Below are 23,214 nucleotides of genomic sequence, written 5' to 3' on the forward strand. Positions count from 1 at the left end.
ACCGCCGACGCGCATCCCGCATCCACCCGGGGCGACGGTGCGGCCTGGGAGGATGGACGGATGAACCCGACGCTTCTCGAACGGATGCCGACGCCCGACGCCGACGGGCGCGTGGACGACGACGCCGTCTACCTGGCGTTCACGGAGTGGGCCGAGGCGCGGGGGCTGCCGCTCTACCCCGCGCAGGACGAGTCGATGCTCGAGATCGCCTCCGGAGCGAACCTGATCCTGTCGACCCCGACCGGCACCGGCAAGTCGCTGGTCGCGATCGGCGCGCACGCCGCGGCGCTCGCCGCCGGGAAGCGCAGCTACTACACGGCGCCGATCAAGGCGCTCGTGTCCGAGAAGTTCTTCGCCCTCGTCGACGTCTTCGGGGCCGCGAACGTCGGCATGGTCACGGGCGACTCCTCCGTCAACTCCGACGCCCCGATCATCTGCTGCACGGCCGAGATCCTCGCCAACCTCGCGCTGCGCCACGGGCCCGAGACCGACGTCGACCAGGTCGTGATGGACGAGTTCCACTTCTACGCCGACCCCTCGCGCGGCTGGGCCTGGCAGGTCCCGCTCCTCACGCTTCCCCATGTGCAGTTCGTGCTGATGTCGGCGACGCTGGGCGACGTGACGGCGCTCGCCGCGGACCTCACCCGGCGGACGGGACGCGAGACGGCGCGGGTGACCGGCGTCGAGCGTCCGGTGCCGCTGCACTACTTCTACGAGATCGCGCCGATCCACGATTCGATCGAGGAGCTGCTCGCGACGAACCAGTCGCCGGTCTACGTCGTGCACTTCTCGCAGGCCGCCGCCCTCGAGCGCGCGCAGGCGCTCACCAGCGCGAACATCGCCAGCCGCGAGCACCGCGACCGCATCGCCGAGGTGATCGGCGGCTTCCGCTTCACCACCGCGTTCGGCAAGACGCTCTCGCGGCTGCTGCGGCTGGGCATCGGCGTGCACCACGCCGGCATGCTGCCCAAGTACCGCCGCCTCGTCGAGCAGCTCGCCCAGCAGGGCATGCTCAGGGTGATCTGCGGCACCGACACCCTCGGCGTCGGGATCAACGTCCCGATCCGCACGGTCCTGCTGACCGCGCTGACCAAGTACGACGGCACCCGGATGCGCCAGCTCTCGGCGCGCGAGTTCCACCAGATCGCGGGCCGAGCCGGCCGCGCCGGCTACGACACCGCGGGCACCGTGGTCGTCCAGGCGCCCGAGCACGAGTCCGAGAACCGCAAGGCGCTCGACAAGATGGGCGACGACCCCAAGAAGCGCAGGAAGTGGGTCGCGAAGCGGGCGCCGCAGGGCTTCGTGAGCTGGGGCGAGCCCAGCTTCCGCAAGCTCGTCGACGCGGAGCCCGAGACGCTCACCTCGCACATGACGATCACCTCGGCGATGCTGCTGAACGTGATCGCCCGTGGCGGCGACGCCTTCGCGAACGTGCACGCGCTGATCTTCGACAACCACGAGCCGTGGAAGCGGCAGCTCCAGCTGGCCCGGCGCGCGCTGGGCATCTACCGGACGCTGCGCGAGGCGGGCGTGGTCGAGCAGAGCGTCGGTGCGGACGGCGTGGTGCGCATCCGGCTGACCGTCGATCTGCAGCCCAACTTCGCGCTCAATCAGCCGCTCTCGCCGTTCGCCCTGGCGGTGTTCGACGTGCTCGACCCCGAGTCGCCCACCTTCGCACTCGACGTGATCTCGGTGCTCGAGTCGACGCTCGACGATCCGCGGCAGATCCTCGGTGCCCAGCAGTTCCAGGCGCGCGGCGACGCGGTGGCCGCGATGAAGGCGGAGGGGATCGAGTACGAGGAGCGGATGGAGCTGCTCGAGTCGGTCACCCACCCCAAGCCGCTCGAGGAGCTGCTCGACGCGACGTTCGCGACCTACACGGCGGCGCAGCCCTGGGTGCGCGACTTCGAGCTGTCGCCGAAGTCGGTCGTGCGCGACATGTACGAGCGGGCGATGTCGTTCGGCGAGTACACCGCGTTCTACAAGCTCTCGCGATCGGAGGGTCTCGTCCTGCGCTACCTGTCGGACGCGTTCCGCGCGGCCCGCCAGACGATCCCGGACGAGATCAAGAACGAGGAGCTGCACGACCTGATCGAGTGGCTGGGCGAGCTGGTCCGCCAGGTCGACTCCTCGCTCGTCGACGAGTGGGAGGAGCTGGTGAACCCCGCTCTGCACGATGCCGACCAGGCGATCGTGCCGCCTGCGCCGCGCCGCCTCACGGCGAACCAGCGCGCCTTCCGCGTGCTCGTGCGCAACGAGATGTTCCGCCGGGTCACCCTCGCGGCGCTCGACGACCACGAGGCGCTCGGCGAGCTCGACGCGGCGGCCGGGTTCGACTCCGACGCCTGGGGCGAGGCCCTGGACGACTACTACGACGAGCACGACACGATCGGCGCGGGGCCCGACGCCCGCGGACCGGCGATGCTGCTCGTCGAGCAGACGCCGACCGAGTGGCGGGTCCGCCAGATCCTGGACGACCCCGCGGGCGATCACGACTGGGGGATCTCGGCGAGGGTCGACCTCGCCGAGTCGGACGAGGCCGGCGCCGCGGTCGTGCGGGTCACGGCCGTAGGACGCCTGGACGGGGGACAGTAACCTGAGCCCGTCGATGCCTGCTCAGCGGCCCGACTCCCGCATACTCGGGAGGGTGACAGGGGGGACGGGAGCGAGCGCGACCGCCCGCGAGCGGCTCGCATGGGTCGACACGACGCGCGGGCTCGGCGTCCTCGCGGTGGTCCTCTTCCACGTCCTGATCTGGAACCACGACCTGCTGGTCGACGGCCGCTCCGCGGTGAGCGGGCTCTGGGACCAGGTCGGCGGGTCGCTCGGCCGGATCCGCATGCCGATCCTGTTCGCGCTGTCGGGGCTGCTCGCCTCCCGCGGGCTCCTGCGAGGCTGGCGCGGCGGCACGGCACGGCTGCGCCTGGTCTCGAACGGCTACCTCTACGTCGTCTGGGTGGTGCTCTACGGCGTCTTCTTCGCGGTGCTGGCCCGCCCCGGCTTCCCCCACTCGATCGACACCCTGCAGCAGTTCGCGCTGCAGGCGGTGCTGCCGACGACCACGCTCTGGTTCCTCTACGCGCTGGCGGTCTACCCCGTGGTGTTCGTGCTGCTGCGGGCGCTGCGCGTGCCGTGGTGGGGGATCCTGCTGCTGGGCGCCGCGGCGTGGTTCGTGGCGGCGGATCTGCGCGTGATCCTCTTCGGCGACGCCCTGCTGGCGAACTTCGTCTTCTTCGCGCTCGGCGTGCTGGGAGCGGAGCGGCTGCGCTGGTTCTCCCAGCCGCGCCCGATCGCCCTGCTCGCACCGCTGGGCGTCTTCGCCGTCGCGGTCGTCGGAGGACGCGTGGTCCAGGGGCGCGCCGAGGACGTCCTCGGCTTCGTCGCGAGCGCGAGCGCGATCCCGCTGGCGATCGCGTGCGCAGCGCCTCCTGTGCCGCTGGGAGCCGGCCGCGCGGCTCGGATCGGCGATCGGACGGCGCACGCTGCCGATCTACCTCCTGCAGGTTCCGCTGCTCGGACTGCTGTCCCTGGTCGCGGAGCCCGCGAGCACCGGGCTCGTGGAGCTCCTCCGGAACCCGCTGGCCGAGCTCGCCTACCCGCTCGCCGTCACGGCGGCGATCGTCGCGCTCTCGCTCGCGATCAGGTCGCTGCTCGCCCGGATCCCGACGGACCCGCTCTTCAGCGTGCCCGCGGCGCTCGTCGCGCTCGCCCGGCCCGCGCGCCGCGGCCGGCACGCGGGCTGAGTCACTCGGCGCTCACGCCTGGACGCGGCGCTCGGACGAGCGCTCAGGCCCAGATCTGCGCGAGGTACTCGGCGGTGACCTGAGGGCTGCGCTCGTGCACGTCGTCGGCGGTCCACTCGAGGATCGAGGGATCGATGGTCCACTCGCCCTCCTCGGGAGCGGCGCCGGTGGTCTCGTAGCCGGCGACCGAGTTCGTCACCGACGCCCAGGTCGCGGCGCCCATCGGCCCGATGAACGTGCTGTCGACCGCGGAGCAGCCGAACTCGGTGCCCGGGCCGTTCGAGGCGCCGAAGCCGCCCTCGGTGTCGGCCGCGTCGGGCAGCGGGAAGACGCGCTTGACCACGTCGGCGCCCACGACGAGGCAGTGCTCGTAGCGCACGCCCGAGGCGGAGCCGATCTGGAAGGCGGTGTTGCTCGAGGCGAAGTCGATGCAGTCGATGCTCGTGATCTCGCCGTAGTAGTTGCCGCCCTGACCCGAGAACTGCACGGTGTCGGTGTGCGCGTTCGAGCCCTTCTCCTTGTAGGCGGGAGCGGTCCAGCAGCCGATGCGGTAGATGAAGCGCAGGCCGCCGGCGCCCTGGGTCGGCGTGCGCATGCTCGAGACGTCCTCGTCGCGCAGCTGCGCGTCCGGGACCACGACCTCGACGAGCTCGACGTTCTCGGTGAACTCGACCCCGTCGACCCCGTAGACGTTGTAGGCGTTCGTCGTGATGCGAGCGAAGGCGGAGCCGCTGCAGCCGCTCGCGAGGAACGCGCCGTTCGTGACGATGCCGCCGAGGGCCACTCCGTTCACGCGCAGCAGCCGCCACGAGTTCGCGGTGGTGACCGTGCCGAAGCCGTCGCGCGGGTAGACCAGGATGCGGTTCTCGCGCTCCAGCGACCCCACGTCCTGCATCATCGGCGAGGAGCTCGAGCCGGCGCCGCCTCCCGGCAGCTCGCCCGGCGCGACGAGGATCCGCACCGTGTCGGACGGGCCGACCTCGGACACGGCGCTCGTGATGGCCTCGCTGATCGCGGCCCACGAGCACTCGACCTCGACCTCGAGGTCGACGTCGCCCGTGATCCACGGGGTGAGCGAGGGCCAGTGCGTGCCGTTGGGGCCGAAGGAGGCGACGGGCTCGGGCACGCCGGCGAGCAGGTCGAGCTCGCGGGCCTCGGCGTCCGGGTCGCCCGGGACGCGCACGGTGTCGGGCGCGAAGGCGCGGAATGCGGCGTAGCCGGCACCGCCGAGCGCGGCGATGCCGAGGCCGGTGCCGACGGCGCCGAGGATCACGGCGCGGCGGCTGGGCCTGCGCGGAGGGAGCTCGTGGAAGCTCCCGTCGAACGGGGTCGCGTCGGCCGAGTGGTCGGCGTCGTCGGGCGGGAGGCGAGTGGAGTCGGCCAAGGGTGTCCAAACCGTCAGTGGGCGGTGCCGGAGGCGGCACGCCGCAGGTCCGGCGCGCAACGCTGTGCCGTGAGCGCCGCCGTCGGGCTGTCGGAGCGCTCGGTCTGCACCCTAGCAGCCGCTCCCGGAGGGACGCCCAGGCTGTCCGGCGATCGTCGGTCAGCGGCCGCGGAGTTCCCGCTTGCGCATCTCGGCGGCGATGTCGTCCTCGGTGATCTCCTTCTTCATCGGCCCCCAGATCGCGGCGGCCTGCGCCACGACTCCGATCCCGATGCCCAGCATCGGCCAGATCGGCCAGAAGTAGCCGTCGGCGCCGCCTGCGATCCAGACGGTCGTGGTGATGGCCGAGACGCTCGCCCAGCCGCCCACCGTGCCGGCGAAGTCGCGTCGGCGCTTGATCTCGCGCACAGCCAGCGCCCGGTCGGCGTCCTCGACCCGCGCCGCCTCGGGGACGGCGGCGGCCGATCCCGAGGCCGGTTCGACGGCGGCCCCCGTCGCGTCCCGTCGTGCTGCAGGATCCGGGGATCCCCACTCGTCGCTCATCCGGCCCCCTCCGTCGTGTCCAGACTACGCACGAGCACGGAGTGCCGCATCAGGCCCTAGGACCTGGTGAACACGATCTCGCGTGCTCCGCTCGGCCTGATCGCACGATCTGCGGCGTCGGAATCCTCGGTCGATGCCCGCATCGACCTTCGGCTTCCTCCTTGCAGCTCGCACGACCAGGCCGTGCTCGCGACGGCGATCTCTTGTCCACCAGGCCCTAGACGTGGGTGCGCTCCATGATGGCCGTCGTCAGCGCCTCCACCGGTTCGCGCGCGGCGGACGCGCTCTCCAGGAGCCGGAACTCGATGTCCTCGAGCTCGGGCAGGCCGAACCGGTCGCTGACGGTCACCAGATCGCCGGGGATCAGCGAGCGCGGGAAGACGGCGATGCCGATGCCGGCGCGGACCGCCGCGAGTACGCCGTTCACCTCCCGCGTGTTGCAGGTGATGCGCCAGGTGCGGCCCGCGGCCTCGAGCGCGTCGATCGCGATCTGCCGCGACACGCTCGGACCCCGGTAGGCGATGAGCGGCACCGTCTCGTCGTGCTCGAGGACGGTGTTCTCGTGCGCGACCCAGACCATGGCGTCCCGGCGGACGAGGCGGCCGTCCGTGGATCCCGGTGCGGTCTTCACGAACACGAGGTCGAGGTGCCCCGCGTCGAGTCGGCGGCGCAGCGGCCCGCTCTGGTCGACGGTCAGCTCGAGCTTCACCTGCGGGTGGAGCTGGCGGAAGTGGCGGAGGATCCGGGGCAGCTGCGTGATCGCGAGGTCGTCCGCCGATCCGAAGCGCAGCCGGCCCTGCATGGCGGTGCCGCTGAAGTAGTTCTCGGCCGCGGCGTGCGCGGCGAGGATCGTCCGTGCGAAGCCGGCCATGGCCACTCCGTTGTCGGTCAGCTCGACCTCGCGGGTGTCGCGCAGCACGAGGATGCGGTCCGCCGCCTCCTCGAGTCGGCGCACGTGCTGGCTCACCGTCGGCTGGCTGATCCCGAGCTGCGCCGCGGCGCGGGTGAACCCGCGCGTCTCGGCCACCGCGAGGAAGGTCCGGAGGAGAGCGGGGTCGTACACGGTTCCTCCTCGACGAGTCGCCTGTCATTGCGCAGGGCGATGCTCCGCAGCGCCCGATTCCTCGAGCTTATGCCGCGCTCCGAGGAGTCGGGTAGGCCCCGTCCCGTGAGCCGCCGGGTCGGGACGCCTCCGGCTGGCAGTGCGGGCACCACCAGGTGCGGCGCCGCTCCGGATCGTCGCGGACCTCGGCGCGCACGAGCACGGTGGTGCCGCAGCGCAGGCACGGCCGGCCCGCGCGGCCCACCACCCAGTGCCGCTCTCCCTGCCGGGTGTCGCCGGTCGTGGTCTGGAACATGCCGGGGATCGTGACGGAGGCCCGCAGGGCTCGAGCCGACGTCGCGACGAGGGCGCGCACGTCGAGGGAGCCGATCGGGCGCCAGGGCCAGAGGCCGCGGAGGAAGCAGACCTCGTTCACCCAGAGGTTGCCCAGGCCCGCGAGGTTCCGCTGATCCAGCAGCGCGGCGACGACGGGGCGGTCGGGATCGCGCGAGAGACGGGCGACCGCCTCCTGGGCGTCCCAGTCGTCGCGGAGCGGATCGGGACCGAGGTGCCCGATCGCCGTCGCGAGGTCGCGATCGGGCAGCAGCTCGACCACCGGCAGCTCGAGTCCCCAGAGTGTCGTGCCGTCGTCGAGGCGGAGGCGGACGCGCACGTCGGGCTGCACCCGCCGGGGGATCGCGCGGCCGGGAGCGGTGACGGTCCAGGAGCCCTGCATCCGCAGATGGGTGTGCAGGGTCCAGCCCTCGTCGAGGCGGGTCAGCAGGTGCTTGCCGTGGGTCTCGTGGCGGAGGATCCGCAGGCCGGCGAGGGCGGTTCCGGCGGCGTCTCCCGATCGGAGCTCCCCGTCCTCCACCAGGCGGCCGTCCGCCGCCCGACGGAGCCGGGCGGCGAGACGGTGGACGCTGTCTCCCTCGGGCACGAGCCGCACTCTAGGCGGTGCGGCTCCTGCCCTTCTCAGGGAGGCCCACTCAGGAAGCGGGGTACGCCTCCTCGTAGCTGCGCGTGGACCCGTCGCGCGAGGTGACGTCGATGGTCGCGACTCCCGCGTCGATCGAGCGCTCGTGCGTGTTGAAGGTGACGCTGAACTCGCGACCGGGCTTCAACTTCTTGGTGGACTTCGTGCCGTAGTCGGTCGAGACGACGACGGCGACCTCCTCCGGACCGTTGTTCACCGCGGTGACGGTGACCGTCGCGAAGGGCCCACGGGCACCCGTCTCGGCGCTGGTCGCGACGTCGATGCTCGTGGTCGGGGCCTCGGGGAGGTCGAGACCGACGATCACCGGGTCGTGGTCGCTCGAGCGGAAGGCCGACGTGTCGTAGAAAATCGTCGCGTTGTAGTCGTAGCGGCTGTACTCCAGCGCCACGGACTCGCCGCTGTTGATGTTCCAGGTGTCGACGCCGGTGACGATCGCGTCGGCTGCCGGCGAGGCGAAGACGTGGTCGAGCGAGCCGACCGCGCCGTCGAAGGAGTAGGAGTACTCCCCGCCGTCCTTCGCACCCTGGTCGAGGTAGCCCGCGTCGGTGATGACCCGGATCGGGTCCTCCTGCGAGTAGGCGTTGAAGTCGCCGAGCAGGTAGACGAGCTCGGTGGCCTTCTCGGCCTGCAGACGGTCGGCGAACGCGACGAGCGCGGTGGCCTGAGCGACGCGGGAGGCGTTCGAAGCGCCCTGGCCGTCGCCCTGGTCGGCGTCGGCGCCCGAGCCGGAGCCCTTGGACTTGAAGTGGTTCACGATCGCCACGAACTCGCTCTCGGCGACGCCGATCAGGCGGAACTCCTGGGCGAGCGGCTTGCGCGCGTTCGAGAACGCGGTGGTGTCGTTCAGGATGACCGACTCGCCGACGGGCTCGATCACGGCCTTCTTGTAGATGAAGGCGGTGCGGATGACGTCCTCGTCCGCCAGCGCGGGCAGCGCGGCGGGCGAGGCGACGTAGGCCCAGACCTCCGAGCCTGCGGCCGCGTTGAGGGCCGCGGTCAGCGTGGCGAGGGCCTCGTCGCGCGGCTTGCCGAACTTGGCGGAGTTCTCGATCTCCTCGAGCGAGACGACGCCGGCGCCGAGCGAGTTGATCGCCGTGACGATCTTGGCCTGCTGCCGCTTGAGGTCGTCGGCGTTCGCGGCACCGCGGGCGTCGCAGCCGCTGTTCACCGTGACGGGGTCGCCGTCGCGGTCGGTGTAGAAGGTGCAGCCCGCGACGGAGTCGCCGGTGGTCGAGAAGTAGTTCAGCACGTTGAAGGAGGCGATCGCGACGTCGCCGCCCACGTCCTCCGGCGCGGCGGTGCGCGTGTCGGCGAACTCGGCCGGCTGCACCGTCGCGGCGTTCTCGACGGTCAGCTGCGTGGTCGGCTGGAAGGACCAGCCGTTGTTGCGGTAGTCGAGCACGACCGGACCGGTGAAGGTCGCGGGGGCTCCGACGCGGATCGGCTCGGCGGGGGTCAGGTAGGGCAGCGGGATCGCCTTGTTGGCGGCCGAGCCGAGGAAGTTGATCGAGGCTCCGTCGTCGAGCACGATCGCGCGGGCCGCGTTGTCGGCGACGACCGCCGCGAGCTCGGGGGAGCCCGGACGCGCGACCTCGGTCGGGGTGAGCAGCGGCGAGGTGCCGGCGGCGAGGCCGATCGAGCCGAAGCTGTTCAGATCGAAGGTGTCGGTCACGGTGAACGGACCCTGCGGGGCGATCAGCATGCTCTCGAGCACCTCGCGCTCCGCCGCCGTGCGCGGCAGCTCGACGGCGGCCGGGACGACCGGCGCAGCCGGTGCCGCGAGGCGCACGACGGTCGCGGCGGAGGTGGGGGTGAGCTCGGTGAGGCCGTTGAACTCGCTCACGGCGCCGGTGATCTCGAGGTGGTCGCCGATCGCGACGGAGCCGACCGAGGCGGAGGAGTAGACGAAGACCGCGTCGGAGGCGGTGCGGCCCGTCGTGCTCCCGCCCGTGCCCGGGGTCTGGATGACGTAGCCGTTGTAGCCGCCGGAGGGGTAGCGGGCGGTGACGACACCCGTGGTCACGACGGTGCGGCCGACGAGCGGCGACGCGGCTCCGGTGCCCTGGATCTCGGCGATGGTCGCCCTCTCGGCGGGAGCGGGCGGGGTCGTCGGCGGGGTCGTGGGAGCGGTCGTCGGGCCGGGGGTCGGCGCGGTGCCGCCGCCGCTCGAGCGCGGGGTGGCCGCTCCGACGGTGAAGTCGGCGCTGTTGACATCGGTGTCGCCGGCGGTGCCGTCGGCGCGCGAGAGCGACTCGGTGAGCGTCGGCACCGGTGCCGCCGCCGTCTCGAAGGTGTTGGACGTGCCGTATCCGAGGAGGTCGAGGACGGCCTCGGGCTGCGGCGACGCCCCGGTGGGCGGAGCGACGAGCGGGGCGGTGCCCTCGACGAGGAAGACGGTGCCGCCCGCAGCGGCCAGGTTGAGGCCGCCCGCGATCTGGTCGGGGGCGGGCAGTGCGGCGCCGTTGGTCCCGTTGCTCGCGCCCTGCACCAGGAAGTGGCCGCCGGCCGGCACCGTGCCCTGCAGCGCGATGGTGGTGGTGGGGTTCGCGGTGCCCGTGGCCGAGCGGTACTGCAGGCTCAGTGCCGCCGAGGGCGATGTCGGACCCGGTGGGGTTGTGCAACTCGACGAAGCGGTTGCTGTAGATCGCGCCGGCGGAGCCTCCGCGTGCGAAGACCTCGCTGATCACGAGCTCGTCACCGGACGGCGCGGCCGAGGCGGGCGCCGCGACGAGCGGAGCGGCGACGAGGGCGAGACCGCCGATCGCGGCGGCGGAGCGGGCGGCGACGGCGAGGGAGCGCCTCCGTCGGCGGAAAGGGGTGGCGGTGTCGAGCACCGGATCGTCGTTCATGGCTGTCCTCTCGGTCGCCGTCCGGGGAGGGACGGCCGGTCGCGCCTCGCGTCGGCGCGGTGTGCGTGCCCCGAAGGGGCACGAACAGCCACGCTATGCAGCTCAGATGCCCGGTCCGTGAACCAGGTGTTTCATGAGTGTGAACTCAGCCACCGACACACGGTCGTGCCGGACCCGACGGTCCGCGCCACTACGGTCGAGCCATGACCGATCCCCACGATCTGCGCGGCCGCCTGGTCCGCGCGCACGGCGACTCCGGGATCGGGCGGGCGATTCCGCGTCCTCCGACGTCACGGGCTGGTGGCGCGATCCGGTCCTGCTGGCCGCTCTGGGTCCGGGGCTCGGCGATCTGTTCGCCGAGGAGGAGATCACCGCCGTCCTGGGCCCCCAGACGCGCGGCACACCACTCGCCGCCCTCACCGCCCTGCACCGCGGCGTCGGGCTCGTCGAGGCGCGCAAGGCGTCGGCCCCGGTCGAGGACTCGGCCGACTGGTGGGAGTCGGCGATCGCCCTCGACTACCGCGACGATCCGCTCCTGTTCCGCGTGCGGCGCGCGCTGCTCGGACCCGGCGACCGCGTGCTGCTCGTCGACGACTGGATCGAGACCGGCACCCAGGCGGCCGCGTGCCGTCGTCTCGTCGAGCTCGCCGGAGCGGAGTGGGTCGGCGCGGCCGTCGTCGTCGACGGCCTGGAGGACGACGCGCGGCGCGCCGACCTGCGGGTGCGCTCGCTCGTGCTCGACGCGGAGCTGTGAGCGCGCGATCGGGACGACCTCGGCCCGCTCGCGGCTGATGTCCGGGAACGGCGGCCATGATCGGGGCATGATCACCTTCGAGCTGGCCCGGGCGCTGCGCACCGCGGGCGTGCGCTGGTCCCCGGTCACCGGCGACCGCTTCCGCATCGAGCGGGAGGGGTTCGACGGCGACGTCTTCACCGTGAGCGACATGACCATCGAGGCGCACGAGTACCCCAGCGGCACCGTGCTCGGCTTCAACGGCACCACCGAGTGGGCGCTCGACTCGGTCTCGCTCGACGACTCGCTCTGGCTGCCGCGGGAGGACCAGCTCCGCGAGCTCCTGCGCGGCACGTTCCGCTCGCTCCGCCGACTCGCAGGGGAGCCCGTGCGCTACGCGGTCGAGATCGAGCTGGCCGGAGCGACGCGCGTCTTCGAGGACGAGGTCGCCGAGAACGCCTACGCCGAGGCGCTCCTCGCGCTGGTCAGCTCGCTGTCGGTCGATCTCGACGACGTCGACGAGCTCGTCTGAGCCGTCCGACCGTCAGGACGCGGCCTTCTCGGCCGGTGCGTCCTCGGCCTTCGAGCGCTTCGCCGCAGGTTTCTCCGCGGCGGTCTTCGTCGCGGGAGCCTTCTTCTGCGCGGCCGTCTTCTTCTTCGCGGCGGGCTTCTCCGCCTCCGGCTCGGCCTCCTCGGCGACGCTCTTCTTCGCCGATGCCTTCTTCGCGGCGGGCTTCCGCTTCGGAGCCTCGTCGTCCTTCGGCGCCGCCCCTTCGCCCCGCGGCTGCGCTCGACGGAGCGCTTGAGCGCCTCCATCAGGTCGAGCACCTCGCCGCCGCCCTCCGCCTCGGGCTTCTCGCCGAAGGTGGCCGCCGTGTCGAGGGCGTCGCCCTGCTCGATCTTCGCGTCGATGAGGGTCCGCAGCTCCTCCTGGTACGCGTCGGTGAACTTGGACGCGTCGAAGTCCTCGGAGTAGGAGTCGACCAGGTGCGAGGACATCTCGAGCTCGCGGGCGGCGATGCGGGTGGTGCCCTCGAGGGAGGGGAACTCGACCTCGCGCACCTCGTCGGCCCAGAGCAGCGTCTGCAGCATCAGCAGCTTGCCGCGCACGCGCAGTGCGGCGAGCCGCGTCTTCTGGCGCAGGGCGAACTCGACGATCGCCGTGCGGTCGGTCTGCTCGAGCGTCCGGCGCAGCAGCACGTACGCCTTGGGGGAGGAGGAGTCGGGCTCGAGGATGTAGGCGCGGTCGAACATGATGGGGTCGACCTGCTCGCTCGGCACGAACTGCACCACGTCGATCTCGCGGTCGCGCTCCTCGGGCAGCGCCTTCAGCTCGTCCTTGGTAAGCACCACCGTGTGCTCGCCGTCGTCGTAGGCCTTGTCGATGTGGTCGAAGGAGACCACCTCGCCGCACACCTCGCACTTGCGCTGGTACCGGATCCGCCCGCCGTCGCGGTCGTGCACCTGGTGCAGCGCGATGTCGTGGTCCTCGGTGGCGCTGTAGATCTTCACCGGCACGTTGACGAGGCCGAAGGTGATCGCGCCTTTCCAGATCGCTCGCATGGGCACCAGTGAACACCGACGGCCGCATCGCGGGAAGCCCTTGCGGGCTCCCGGTGCCGCTCGCGCTCTCGCCGTCCTCCCGGCGGCGTGGTGTGTGATGGCCGCATGAGCGACCTGACACAGCCGGCCGACAGGCTCCGCGCGGCGCTGCACGCTTCGGACGCCTCCTCGAGGCTGCGGTCCGCGATGAGCGCGGGCACCCGCCCGGCCGACGAGTACATCCCCGTCCTGATCGAGCGCTGCCGCGTCGAACCCGACTTCGGCGTGCGCGAGATGCTCACCTGGGCGCTGATCCGCCACGACCCGTCGCGCACGGTCGATCTGCTCCTGCCCGAGCTGGTGTCGGAGGTGCCGCAGGCGCGCAGCCAGGCGCTGCACACGCTCTCGAAGGTGGGCGATGCGAGGGCGTGGCCCGCCATCACTCCCGCGCTGCTGCACGACGAGCACCTCGAGGTGGCGCTGGCCGCGTGGCGGACCGCCGCCCGCCTCGCTCCCGAGCACGAGCGGCCCGCGCTCGCCCGGCAGCTCGCCGAGCACCTGGGCGACGGCGACCGGCCGGTGCAGAAGAGCCTCACCCGCGCCCTGCTGATGCTCGGCGAGTCCGCGGCCGCCCCCTTGAGGCGGCCGCGCTGTCCGCCGAGGAGCCGCGGCGGATCCACGCCCTGGCCACCCTCCGCCTCCTCGCCGATCCGGAGGAGGACGTCGAGGAGGCGTTCGACCGCGCCCGCCGCGCCCGCCGCGCCTGACGCGGCACCCCCTTCACGCGAGGACCCCCCTCCACGCGAGGGAACCCCGGTCCGTCGAGGGAGCCCGCAGCAGCGGGGGTCTCGACGTCCCTGGGTTCCTGGACGAGACGGTCGTGCGCTAGAGCGCGGCTCCCGTCAGCAGTCCGCGGTCGTCGAGGTACTCGCGCACCAGGCGCTCCGCGGTGGCGCGGCTGATGCCGACCTCGTCGAGGACGGCGTCGAGGTACTGCTCGGCGTTGTCGCCGGTGACTCCGAGCTCAGCGGCGATCTCGCGGTACGACAGACCGGAGGTCAGCAGTCGCAGCACCTCGGCCCGCGTCGGGAGCGTGATCGGCGTCGGGGTCGGCGACGGCGGGGTCGGGTTCTTCTCCTCGTCGATCGCCGAGGTGTCCTCGGCGAAGGAGGCGGTCACGTACGCGATCGCCTTCGAGGTGATGCCGAGCGCCTCCTGGTTGATGTTCGCCAGGTCGTCGCCCTCCGAGTGGTAGTTCGGGTCGTGCGGGATGCCGACGGTGCCGCCGAAGAGCGCGGCCTCCTCCTCCGTCTTGATGTCGTCGGCGCCGGTGAAGACACCCGAGGAGGATGCCGACCGAGATGAAGCCGTCGTAGTCGCTGCGTCCGTCGAACGCGGTGTCGATCCACGGCTGGCCGATGGAGTCGAAGTAGTCCGTGAACGCCTTCTCCGTGGCGATGGAGCCGGCGGGCACCTCGACGGGGGCCTCGTAGGTCGACTCGTTCGCGTCGTAGACCGAGATGACGTAGTTCGGCGAGGCGACCATGTCGAAGTTCATGTAGGTCGCGATCTTGTCGGCCTCCTCCTGGGTCAGGGAGTCGACGTACTCGTAGGAGCCGACCAGGCCGACCTCCTCGGCGCCCCACCAGGCGAAGCGCACGGCGTTGGTGGTCTCGCCGGCCTCGGCGAGCTCGACGGCGGTCTCGAGGAGCGTCGCCGATCCGGAGCCGTTGTCGTTGATGCCGGGACCCTCCGGCACACCGTCGAGGTGCGCGCCGAGCATGACCACGTTGTCGTGGTCGCCGCCCTCGGTCTCGGTGATGATGTTGAAGGTCTCGGTGTCGGTGGTCGTCTGCTCGAGGACCAGCGTCGCCGTCGTCGGCAGCGCCGCATGAGCGCCTGCCCCTCCTCGAGGGTGATGCCGACCGACGGGATGTAGCTGTCGTCCGGAGCGCCGAGCGTTCCGTTCAGGGCCTCACCGGGAACGTTGTTGTAGATCAGGATCGCCGAGGCGCCCGCGGCGCCGGCCGCCGCGCTCTTCTCCGAGAAGGAGCAGGTGCCGCGGCTGACGAGGGCGACCTTGCCGGTCGCGTCGAGTCCGGCCCAGGCGTCCGCCGTGCAGCCGAGCGGGTCGGCGGGCTGGATGAGCTCGCCGGTCACCCCGCCCTCGGGTGTGGAGGGCGTGAACGACATCGGGATGCCCTCGACCGCGGGGGTCGTGGTGAGCGAGAACTCGTCGATGGTCTGGGTGGTGGTCGTGAAGTCCTGGCGCTCGGTCTCGTAGCCGGCGGCCTTCAGGACCGCCTCGACGTACTGGCCGCTGAGCTCGTAGCCTTCGGTGCCGATGGCGCGGTTGCCGCCGTTCGCGTCGGCGATCGCCTGGAACGCCTCGAGGTGCTCCATGATGCCGTCGACCGTGACGGCATCGGCGAAGTCGGAGGCTTCGACGGCGCTGGCCGTCGGTGCGAATGCGGAAGCCGGCGACGAGCGCGCCTGCTCCGATCATCGCGCTGGTGCCGAGGAGTGAGCGGCGGCGCCGTGCGCCTGGTGCTCCTGAGGTGCTGTTCGCCACAGGGGTGTCCCTTCGTCGATGACAGAGGCCGCCGGGAACGGCGACCGGCGCTCCCGAACTCCTGTGAACGGGCGGCGCTTCTGGCGAGGCTATTCTCAGGAGACGCGGAAGGACACCCTTCCGGGGCCGATTTCACAACTGCGAAACACGGAGCGGCGGCTGCCACGGCCGCGCCTCAGGGGTGCCCGCCGAGAGCCTGCTGAACAGGAGATCGCCGTCGCGAGCACGCGAGATCGTGTTCACCAGGTCCTAGGCCGTCGCGTCGCTCTCGGCCCACTCGCGCAGCATGGCGAGGGTCTCGTCCGGCCGATCCCGGTGCGGGCTGTGGCCGGCTCCGGACACCACCGCGTAGCGCACGAGCGGGTTCGCCCGCAGCGCGGCGGCGGCGTGCCGGGGCGGGAACAGCGTGACGACTCCGGGATCGCCGGCCAGCACCAGCACCCGGGCGCTCAGCCGCGGCACGTCCTCGAGCACATCCCACGGGTCGTTCGCGTCGATCGTCGCGGCGACGGCCTGCGGATCCGCGGCGCGTGCCGCGTGCAGCTTCTCCCGCCGGTCCCGCTCCGACCAGTGCGGGGTCCCCGCGGCCAGCTCCTCGGCCGAGGTCTCCAGATCGGCCAGCTCCCCGGCGCGGATCCCGGTCCGCTGCCCGTCCTCGAGGCGCAGGACCGGATCCAGCAGTGCCAGCCGCGTCGCCCAGCCGCCGTCGCGGGCGGCGGCGCGCACGGCGATCGCCCCGCCGAGCGAGTGCCCGACGACGAGGTCCCACGCGCCGGAGTCGGGGCGCAGAGCCAGTGCGTCGTCGGCGTAGTCGTCGTGACCGGACGCTCCGCCGCGCGTTCCTGCGCCGTGCCCCGCAGATCCGGGACGGTGACGCTCCATCCCGCACTGCCCAGCGCCTCGGCGACGCGCCACCAGGTGCCGGAGGAGCCGCCGAGGCCGTGCAGGAGGAGAGCGGTGCGCGTCGTCATGCGGCCAGGGTAGGGCCTGTCGAGCACGCGAGATCGTGTTCGTCAGGCCCTCGGGCGGGTCAGTCCAGGCGGGGTCGCGACCCGTGCGCTCGCCGGTCGCGAGAGCGCGGATTCCCGCCAGATCCTCGTCGTCGAGCACGAAGCCGAAGACGTCGATGTTCTCCCGGATCCGCTCGGGGGTGACCGACTTGGGGATCACGACGACCCCGTTCTGCACGTGCCAGCGGAGGACGACCTGCGCGGCGGAGACGCCGTGCCGCGCGGCGATCCGCTCGAGCACCGGCTCCTGCAGCAGACGGCCGCGCGCGAGCGGCGACCAGGCCTCGGTGACGATGCCGTGGGCGTCGCCGAACGCGCGCAGCTCCTCCTGCGGCAGGCGCGGGTGCAGCTCGACCTGGTTCACCGCGGGCACCACCGCGGTCTCGGCCGAGAGGCGCTCGAGGTGCTCGACGGCGAAGTTCGACACGCCGATCGACCGCGCCCTGCCCTCCTGCTGCAGCCTCTCGAGGGCGCGGTAGGTCTCGACGTAGCGGTCGCGGGAGGGGATCGGCCAGTGCACGAGGTAGAGGTCGACGTAGTCGGTCCCGAGCAGGTCGAGGCTGCGGTCGAACGCCTCGAGCGTCTCGTCGAAGCCGTGGTCGTCGTTCCAGACCTTGGTGGTCACGAACACCTGCTCGCGGGGGATCCCGCTGGCACGGATCCCCTCGCCGACGCCGCGCTCGTTGGCGTAGAGCGTGGCGGTGTCGACGTGGCGGTAGCCCGCCTCGAGAGCCGTCGCGACGGTGCGCGCGGCCTCGTCGTCGTCGACCTTGTAGACCCCGAGCCCGATCTGCGGGATCGCGCGGCCGTCGTTCAGGGGGATCAGGGGGACGCTCATGCCCTCCATGCTGGCATGCGGTCCTGGGGGCACCGTCCCGAGGGTCCCTGCGGAGGGTCCGCTCAGACGGTCCACTCGAGCTCGCCCTGCGGACCGATCGCGACGGCGTCCTCGATCAGCGCGGCGAGCCCCGCGACTCCGAACAGCAGGCGCCGCTCGGCGGCCTGCTCCTCGTCGGCGTCGGGGAAGCGGCGGACGGCGAAGTAGTGGTCGTGACCCGGCTGGAGACCCTCGACGCTCTCGGAGTCGGCGAGCGCGAGGAGGCCGCGGTGCGGCCGTCGACCGGGTCCGAGGCCGAGCCACAGCGATCCCGTCTCGAGGACGACGGCCGTGCTCGACGCGAGAGCGCCCTCGTGCATCCGCCGCGCCGTGATCTGCCAGCCGAAGCCGAGGTGGTTCAGGCGCACCGGATGCGGTCCGCGCCAGGCGTGCGACAGGTCCTCGGCCCGGTAGTACACGGGACTCGGCCGGTACGAGCCCTGCCACAGCGCCGCGGTGAGCTCCCCGCACCACTCCGGCGTCTCGGGATCCGACCAGGGGTCCGTCCGCTCGGCCCGCTCGGCGGCACGCCGGTGGGCTCGGACGAGCTCCTCGGCGTCCTCGCGCAGTCCCATGGTCGCCTCGCTCCCGGTCGGGTGCGGCCCACCCTACGGCTGCGGCGCTGGATGCCCGCTCGACGGCGGCTGGGAAGGATCAGGTGGGCAGCTGCACCGGCTCGGTGTCCGGCAGCGGGCTCGCGTCGCGGCCGCGGAGGTCGGGGTGGTAGCGGCGGCCGAGCGCGGGGACCACGAAGCCGACGAAGGAGAACACCGCGGCGACCACGACGGCGGCGGTCGGGCCGTTGCCGTCGATCTGGACGCCCGCGATCGCCGAGCCCAGCGCCGCTCCGATCAGCTGGCCGGTGCCGACCCAGCCGTAGGCCTCGGCGGTGTCCGAGAACTTGACGCTGGCGGCGGTGATCGTGAAGAGCGCCGCGAGCGCCGGAGCGATACCCACGCCGGCCAGGAACAGCGTGATCGAGAGCCACCAGAAGTCGGTCGAGAAGGCGGCCAGCGCCATGCCGACGGTCACGATCAGCATGCGGCGGGCGGTCGCCCAGCGGCTGATCGGGATGTGCCCGAGGGTCAGACCGCCGACGAGGGAGCCGGCCGCGAAGATCGCGAGCACGACGCCCGACTCCACTCCGCCCTCGCCGAACACCGCCACGACGCCGGCCTCGAGCGCGGCGCACGCGCCCACCAGCAGGAAGCCGACCACGGTCGCCAGCAGTACCGGCGGCTTCGTCAGCACGACGCCGAGCCTGCGCCGGGAGCGCGGGATGCGGACGCGACCGACCTCGGGCGAGGCGATGAACCAGATGCCGCCGCCGATGAGGAACACCGCGGCGGTCAGGATGCCGGCCACCGTCGAGATCTGGATCGACACGAACGTCGTGAGCACGGGTCCCAGCACCCAGATGATCTCCTGCGCGGAGGCGTCGAGCGAGAAGAGCGGGGTGAGCTGCGAGCTCGGCACCATCTTGGGGTAGATGGTGCGGACCGCCGGCTGCACCGGCGGCATGCTGAGGCCCGCGAGGAAGGCGACGGCGACGAACTGCCAGATCTCGAGGGAGCACCGCCATCGCGATGATCGCGACGGCGCAGACGATCAGGGTGAGCGTGAGCACGCGGCGCATGCCCAGCCGGCCCATCAGGCGGCTGGTCAGCGGCCCGGCGATCGCCTGCCCGATCGACATCGAGCCGAGCACGAGCCCTGCGGCCGCGTAGGAGTCGTGCACGTGCTCGACGTGGAGCAGGAAGGCCAGCGACAGCATCCCGAACGGGAAGCGCGCGGTGAGCTGCGCGGCGATGATGCGCCCCACCCCGGGGGTTCTGAGGAGTTCGGTGTAGCTGCCCACCGGACGACACTAGCGCCCCGCGAGGGAACCCCGGACGGTCCGGGGAACCCGCTTCCGCAGGCTCCCTCGACGGGTCGGGGTTCCTCGGCGCAGGACGGGCGTCAGCCCGCGAGCACCTTGCGGATGCGCTGGAGGGAGACGCTCTCGGCGGTGCCGAGCGACTGCGCGAAGAAGCTCACGCGCAGCTCCTCGATCATCCACCGGGCCCGCTGCAGGTTCTCGGGGAGTGCGGCGGCAGCGGCAGGACGCCGCCCGCCGAGCGGTAGAGCTCGAGCGCCGCCTGCACCTCGTTCAGCCAGACGCGGTCGCGCCCCACGTTCTCGGCGATCTTGCCGAAGCGCTCGGTGATCGCGGCGAGGTAGCGCGGCAGGTGCCGCAGCCGCTCGAGCCCCGTCGCCGAGACGAAGCCCGGATGCACGAGGGCCGACAGCTGCTCGCGCGCGTCGGTCAGCGCCGGCAGCAGCGCCATGCTGGTCGAGTTCTTCAGCGCCTTCTCGGCCGCCCGAGCGGTCGTGAGCACCGTGGTCACGGTCTTGACCGTCTCGAACATCGAGTCCATGACGCTCGCCGACACCCGGTCGCGCACGGCGTCGAACTCGGCGCGGAGGAACAGCATGCCGTCGGGCTTCATCCGCCAGAGCACCGCGTCGACGCAGGCCAGCAGGCAGTCCGTGAAGAGGGCCGTCGTGTTCTGGTACGGGCTCTGCGCGAGCACGAGCTTCTCGTTCGAGCTGAGGTGCTGCTGCACGTAGGCGACCGGGCTCGGCGTCGCGAGCAGCAGGAGCCGCCGGACGCCGCGAGGGTGCTCGCGGGCCTGGTCCTCGGGTGTCGCCATCAGGCGGATCGAGACCGAGTCGCCGTCGTCGATCAGCGCGGGGTACGCGCGGATGGTGCTGCCGCCCTGACGGGTGTCGGTGGTGCGCGGCAGCTCGGGCATGTCCCAGGTCTTCAGGCCCCGGCGCTCCAGCGCGTCCGGCACGCGGGCCTCGACCACGCGGGCGACCTCGTCGCGCACCCGTCCGCGCAGGCGCTCGGCCAGCGGGGCCAGCTCCTTGCCGGCGGCGATCGTGCGGCCGCGCTCGTCGGCGATGGCGAAGGTGACCCGGAGATGCGCCGGGATCCGCTCGAGGTCGAAGTCGGAGGCGTCGATCACCACGCCCGCCTCGCGGCGGATCGCACCGGCGAGCGTCGCCGCGAACGACTCCGTCGGCGGGTTCGGCACGTCCTGCGGCAGCGAGGCGGTGAGCCGCTTCGCCCAGTCGTTCGCGGGGACGACGTTCCGGCGCAGGTGCTTGGGCAGCGCCTTGATCATCGCGGTCACGAGCTCGGCACGCAGGCCGGGCACCAGCCAGTCGAAGCCCAGCGGAGTGACGCGCGGCAGGAGCGCGAGCGGCACGTGCACGGTCACGCCGTCCTCCTCCGTGCCCGGCTCGAACCGGTACGAGAGGCGGAAGCGCTGGTCGCCCTGGCGCCACTGCGTGGGGAACGCGGTCTCGTCGATCTCCTCCGCGTCCTCGGGCAGGAGCGTCTGCTGCGTCATGGTCAGCAGGTCGGGCTCGTCGTGCTGCTTCGTCTTCCACCAGGAGTCGAAGGAGCGGACCGAGGTGACGTCGCGCGGGATGCGCCGGTCGTAGAAGTCGAACACGGCCTCGTCGTCGACGAGGAGGTCGCGGCGGCGGGTGCGCTCCTCGAGGCGCTCGAGCTCGGCGCGCAGGGCCCGGTTCTTGCGGTCGAACGCGTGCCGCGACTCCCAGTCGCCCTCGACGAAGAGCGTGGCGGAGGAAGAGCTCGCGGGCGTAGGACGGATCGATCCGCGAGAACTGCACACGGCGACGGGGCGACGAGCGGGACCCCGTAGAGGGTGACGCGCTCGTAGGCGACGGCCGCGCCCTGCGCCTTCTCCCAGTGCGGCTCGCTGAACTGCCGCTTCACGAGGTCGCCTGCGATCGCCTCGGCCCACGCCGGGTCGATGGCGGCGTTCGAGCGCGCGAACAGGCGGCTCGTCTCGACGAGCTCGGCGCTCATCACCGCATCCGGCAGCTTCTTCGCGAGCGCGCTGCCGGGGAAGATCGAGAACTTGGCGTTGCGGGCCCTGACGTACTGCACGTTCTGGCGCTCGCGGCTCTTGGCGGCTCGTTGCGCCTGCTGGGAGGTCGTGTCCTTCACGCCGATGTGCGAGAGCAGCCCGGCCAGGATCGAGCGGTGGATCCCGTCGGGGTCCACGCGCGGCTCGCCGAGCTCCAGGCGCAGCGGCTTCGCGAGCTGGCGGAGCTGGCGGAACACGTCCTGCCACTCCCGCACCCGCAGGTAGTTGAGGTACTCGGCCTTGCACAGCCGGCGGAAGGCGCTGGAGGAGAGCTCCTGCCGCTTCTCCTCCACGTAGTTCCAGAGGTTGAGCAGCGTGAGGAAGTCGCTGGTCGGGTCGACGAAGCGCGCGTGCTGCTGGTCGGCCTGTGCGCGGCGCTCGAGCGGGCGCTCGCGGACGTCCTGGATCGTGAGGCCGGCGACGATCGCCATGACCTCGCGGCTCGTGTGGTGCGTCCGCGACTCGATCACCATGCGGGCGAACCGCGGATCGATGGGCAGGCGGGCGAGGTCGCGGCCGATGCGGGTGAAGCTGCGGGCCCTGCTCCTTCCGCGGGATGCCACTCCGGCTCGCCTTCTGCCGAGTGTTGCGGACCGGAGTGGCATCTCGCGAGGGGGCGCCCGAGGAGGCGGCATCGGAGGAGGGCGCGCCGGGCGTGCGGATCGCGCCGAGCTCGGTCAGCAGGTCGAGGCCGTCCTTGATCCCGCGCGAGTCGGGCGGAGTGAGGAAGGGGAACTCGGCGATGTCGCCGAGGCCCAGCGAGATCATCTGCAGGATGACCGCCGCGAGACCCGTGCGCAGGATCTCGGGGTCGGTGAACTCCGGACGGCGGAGGTAGTCCTCCTCCGAGTAGAGGCGGATCGCGATGCCGTCGCTGGTGCGGCCCGAGCGGCCGGAGCGCTGGTTCGCCGACGCCTGCGACACCGCCTCGATCGGCAGCCGCTGCACCTTCGAGCGCGCGCTGTAGCGCGAGATGCGCGCCGTTCCTCCGTCGATGACGTAGCGGATGCCCGGCACCGTCAGGCTCGTCTCGGCGACGTTGGTCGCGAGCACGACGCGCGGCGGACGCCCGGGGTGCGCGAGCGCTCGAAGACGCGGTGCTGATCGGCGGCCGACAGCCGCCCGTAGAGCGGCAGCACCTCGGTGCCCGGCAGGGCGAGCCCGCGGATCGCGTCCTCGGCGTCGCGGATCTCGTTCTCGCCCGAGAGGAACACCAGCACGTCGCCCGGATCCTCGCGGGCGAGCTCGGCGAGCGCGTCGGCGATGCCGGTCATCAGGTCGCGGCTGCCCGCGGTGGCGTCCGGGGTGTCGGTGTCGTCGTCCTCCTCCGGCTCCTCGGCCACGAGGGGGCGGTAGCGGACCTCGACCGGGAAGGTGCGCCCCGAGACCTCGATGATCGGAGCCGGCTTCCCCTCGGCGTCGGCGAAGTGAGCGGCGAAGCTGAGCGGGTCGATGGTCGCGGAGGTGATGATCACCTTGAGGTCCGGCCGCTGCGGCAGCAGACGGTGCAGGTAGCCGAGCAGGAAGTCGATGTTGAGGCTGCGCTCGTGCGCCTCGTCGATGATGATCGTGTCGTACCGGCCGAGCAGCCGGTCGTGGTTCATCTCGTTGAGCAGGATGCCGTCGGTCATCAGCTTGATCCGCGTCGACGCGCTCGCCTTGTCGGTGAAGCGGACCTGGTAGCCGACGAGGCCGCCGACCTCGTCGTCGAGCTCCTCCGCGATGCGCTCGGCGATCGTGCGCGCGGCGATCCGCCGCGGCTGCGTGTGCGCGATGCTCTCGCGTCCCAGCTCCAGGCAGATCTTGGGGAGCTGGGTGGTCTTGCTCGACCCGGTCGCTCCGGCGACGATGACGACCTGGTGATCGCGGATCGCGGCGGCGATGTCGTCGCGCCGTCCCGAAACGGGGAGTTCGGGCGGGTAGTGGATGCTGAGGACGTCTGACATGAGCCCTCCATCCTACGGCGCCGTGGCACAAT

General features: G+C 72.1%; 16 protein-coding genes and 6 pseudogenes. 7 read left to right on the forward strand and 15 right to left on the reverse strand.

Going from position 1 to position 23,214, the window contains the following annotated elements; all coding sequences use genetic code 11:
* Positions 1–60: 60 nt before the first annotated feature.
* Together AC0CII_RS23310 and AC0CII_RS23315 are read left to right on the forward strand one after the other, a co-directional pair.
* Positions 61–2,595: a DEAD/DEAH box helicase gene (locus AC0CII_RS23310; RefSeq protein ID WP_465226299.1), complete on the forward strand. Its 2,535-nt coding sequence runs from the start codon at positions 61–63 to the stop codon at positions 2,593–2,595.
* Positions 2,596–2,647: 52 nt separating this feature from the next.
* Positions 2,648–3,826, forward strand: coding sequence for an acyltransferase family protein (locus AC0CII_RS23315; protein ID WP_465230744.1), 1,179 nt, complete (start codon positions 2,648–2,650; stop codon positions 3,824–3,826).
* Here AC0CII_RS23315 and AC0CII_RS23320 read toward each other — a convergent pair.
* From AC0CII_RS23320 to AC0CII_RS23340, 5 genes are all read right to left on the reverse strand, one after another.
* Entirely contained in the window at positions 3,787–5,127 is a 1,341-nt protein-coding gene (locus tag AC0CII_RS23320) for a hypothetical protein (RefSeq protein ID WP_465230745.1), read from the reverse strand. The two genes, AC0CII_RS23315 and AC0CII_RS23320, sit on opposite strands and share 40 nt — an antisense overlap.
* Before the next feature lie 159 nt (positions 5,128–5,286).
* On the reverse strand, positions 5,287–5,670 hold the full coding sequence (locus AC0CII_RS23325; protein WP_207403498.1) for a 2TM domain-containing protein: 384 nt from the start codon (positions 5,668–5,670) through the stop codon (positions 5,287–5,289).
* A gap of 217 nt (positions 5,671–5,887) precedes the next feature.
* On the reverse strand, positions 5,888–6,733 hold the full coding sequence (locus AC0CII_RS23330; protein ID WP_207403497.1) for a LysR substrate-binding domain-containing protein: 846 nt from the start codon (positions 6,731–6,733) through the stop codon (positions 5,888–5,890).
* Between the two features lie 67 nt (positions 6,734–6,800).
* A complete protein-coding gene (locus AC0CII_RS23335; RefSeq protein ID WP_207403496.1) occupies positions 6,801–7,652 on the reverse strand; it encodes an Fpg/Nei family DNA glycosylase in 852 nt (283 codons plus the stop codon).
* 49 nt (positions 7,653–7,701) lie between these two features.
* Positions 7,702–10,221 (reverse strand): ExeM/NucH family extracellular endonuclease, encoded by a 2,520-nt coding sequence (locus tag AC0CII_RS23340; RefSeq protein WP_465230746.1) that lies wholly within the window; start codon positions 10,219–10,221, stop codon positions 7,702–7,704.
* 470 nt (positions 10,222–10,691) lie between these two features.
* Between AC0CII_RS23340 and AC0CII_RS23345 the strand changes: the two genes are divergently transcribed.
* Positions 10,692–11,312 carry a phosphoribosyltransferase family protein gene (locus AC0CII_RS23345; protein ID WP_465230747.1) on the forward strand — a complete coding sequence of 207 codons (621 nt, stop codon included), beginning with the start codon at positions 10,692–10,694 and terminating at the stop codon, positions 11,310–11,312.
* 67 nt (positions 11,313–11,379) lie between these two features.
* The gene (locus AC0CII_RS23350) at positions 11,380–11,823 is read left to right on the forward strand and encodes a pilus assembly protein CpaE (RefSeq protein WP_207403493.1); all 444 of its coding nucleotides are present in this window, start codon (positions 11,380–11,382) and stop codon (positions 11,821–11,823) included.
* Here the strand turns inward: AC0CII_RS23350 and ku are convergent.
* A complete protein-coding gene (ku, locus tag AC0CII_RS23355; protein ID WP_465230748.1) occupies positions 11,751–12,854 on the reverse strand; it encodes a non-homologous end joining protein Ku in 1,104 nt (367 codons plus the stop codon). The two genes, AC0CII_RS23350 and ku, sit on opposite strands and share 73 nt — an antisense overlap.
* Positions 12,855–13,127: 273 nt before the next feature.
* Here ku and AC0CII_RS23360 point away from each other — a divergent pair.
* Positions 13,128–13,262: pseudogene (locus AC0CII_RS23360) on the forward strand (HEAT repeat domain-containing protein); the annotation flags it as partial.
* Positions 13,262–13,600, forward strand: coding sequence for a hypothetical protein (locus AC0CII_RS23365; protein WP_465230749.1), 339 nt, complete (start codon positions 13,262–13,264; stop codon positions 13,598–13,600). The pseudogene AC0CII_RS23360 and the gene AC0CII_RS23365, both read left to right, overlap by 1 nt.
* A 118-nt stretch (positions 13,601–13,718) precedes the next feature.
* Here the strand turns inward: AC0CII_RS23365 and AC0CII_RS23370 are convergent, their stop codons facing one another.
* The 3 genes and pseudogenes from AC0CII_RS23370 to AC0CII_RS23380 all read right to left on the reverse strand — a co-directional run.
* Positions 13,719–13,907 carry a hypothetical protein gene (locus tag AC0CII_RS23370; RefSeq protein WP_465230750.1) on the reverse strand — a complete coding sequence of 63 codons (189 nt, stop codon included), beginning with the start codon at positions 13,905–13,907 and terminating at the stop codon, positions 13,719–13,721.
* On the reverse strand, positions 13,858–14,616 hold the full coding sequence (locus AC0CII_RS23375) for a M20/M25/M40 family metallo-hydrolase (protein ID WP_465230751.1): 759 nt from the start codon (positions 14,614–14,616) through the stop codon (positions 13,858–13,860). The genes AC0CII_RS23370 and AC0CII_RS23375 overlap by 50 nt, the downstream gene beginning before the upstream one ends.
* Before the next feature lie 122 nt (positions 14,617–14,738).
* Positions 14,739–15,236 (reverse strand): annotated as a pseudogene (locus AC0CII_RS23380) (PA domain-containing protein); the annotation flags it as partial.
* On the opposite strand from AC0CII_RS23380, the gene AC0CII_RS23385 reads away from it, so the two are divergent.
* Entirely contained in the window at positions 15,235–15,360 is a 126-nt protein-coding gene (locus tag AC0CII_RS23385) for a hypothetical protein (RefSeq protein WP_465230752.1), read from the forward strand. The pseudogene AC0CII_RS23380 and the gene AC0CII_RS23385 overlap by 2 nt on opposite strands.
* A 294-nt stretch (positions 15,361–15,654) precedes the next feature.
* Here the strand turns inward: AC0CII_RS23385 and AC0CII_RS23390 are convergent, their stop codons facing one another.
* The 6 genes and pseudogenes from AC0CII_RS23390 to hrpA all read right to left on the reverse strand — a co-directional run bounded on the left by AC0CII_RS23390 (position 15,655) and on the right by hrpA (position 23,182).
* Positions 15,655–16,287, reverse strand: a complete 633-nt coding sequence (locus AC0CII_RS23390; RefSeq protein ID WP_465231072.1) for an alpha/beta fold hydrolase — start codon at positions 16,285–16,287, stop codon at positions 15,655–15,657.
* A pseudogene (locus AC0CII_RS23395) lies at positions 16,287–16,376 on the reverse strand (alpha/beta fold hydrolase); the annotation flags it as partial. The pseudogene AC0CII_RS23395 and the gene AC0CII_RS23390, both read right to left, overlap by 1 nt.
* A 112-nt stretch (positions 16,377–16,488) precedes the next feature.
* Positions 16,489–17,262: pseudogene (locus tag AC0CII_RS23400) on the reverse strand (aldo/keto reductase); the annotation flags it as partial.
* 53 nt (positions 17,263–17,315) lie between these two features.
* Positions 17,316–17,867: a hypothetical protein gene (locus AC0CII_RS23405; protein ID WP_207403488.1), complete on the reverse strand. Its 552-nt coding sequence runs from the start codon at positions 17,865–17,867 to the stop codon at positions 17,316–17,318.
* A 79-nt stretch (positions 17,868–17,946) separates the two neighbouring features.
* Positions 17,947–19,150: pseudogene (locus AC0CII_RS23410) on the reverse strand (MFS transporter).
* A 101-nt stretch (positions 19,151–19,251) separates the two neighbouring features.
* Positions 19,252–23,182 (reverse strand): annotated as a pseudogene (gene hrpA, locus AC0CII_RS23415) (ATP-dependent RNA helicase HrpA).
* Between the last annotated feature and the right edge of the window lie 32 nt (positions 23,183–23,214).

It is taken from the genome of Rathayibacter sp. AC182, from assembly GCF_979253875.1.

What these genes read in the sequence shown, in the direction of transcription:
- ku (WP_465230748.1), bottom strand. Translation starts at nt 12,854, where the DNA reads ATGCGAGCGATCTGGAAAGGCGCGATCACCTTCGGCCTCGTCAACGTG.
- AC0CII_RS23390 (WP_465231072.1), bottom strand. Translation starts at nt 16,287, where the DNA reads ATGGAGCGTCACCGTCCCGGATCTGCGGGGCACGGCGCAGGAACGCGC.
- AC0CII_RS23350 (WP_207403493.1), top strand. Translation starts at nt 11,380, where the DNA reads ATGATCACCTTCGAGCTGGCCCGGGCGCTGCGCACCGCGGGCGTGCGC.
- AC0CII_RS23345 (WP_465230747.1), top strand. Translation starts at nt 10,692, where the DNA reads ATGAGTGTGAACTCAGCCACCGACACACGGTCGTGCCGGACCCGACGG.
- AC0CII_RS23310 (WP_465226299.1), top strand. Translation starts at nt 61, where the DNA reads ATGAACCCGACGCTTCTCGAACGGATGCCGACGCCCGACGCCGACGGG.
- AC0CII_RS23405 (WP_207403488.1), bottom strand. Translation starts at nt 17,867, where the DNA reads ATGGGACTGCGCGAGGACGCCGAGGAGCTCGTCCGAGCCCACCGGCGT.
- AC0CII_RS23375 (WP_465230751.1), bottom strand. Translation starts at nt 14,616, where the DNA reads ATGCTCGGCGCGCACCTCGACGGTGTGCCGGAGGGTCCCGGCATCAAC.
- AC0CII_RS23385 (WP_465230752.1), top strand. Translation starts at nt 15,235, where the DNA reads ATGATGCCGTCGACCGTGACGGCATCGGCGAAGTCGGAGGCTTCGACG.
- AC0CII_RS23325 (WP_207403498.1), bottom strand. Translation starts at nt 5,670, where the DNA reads ATGAGCGACGAGTGGGGATCCCCGGATCCTGCAGCACGACGGGACGCG.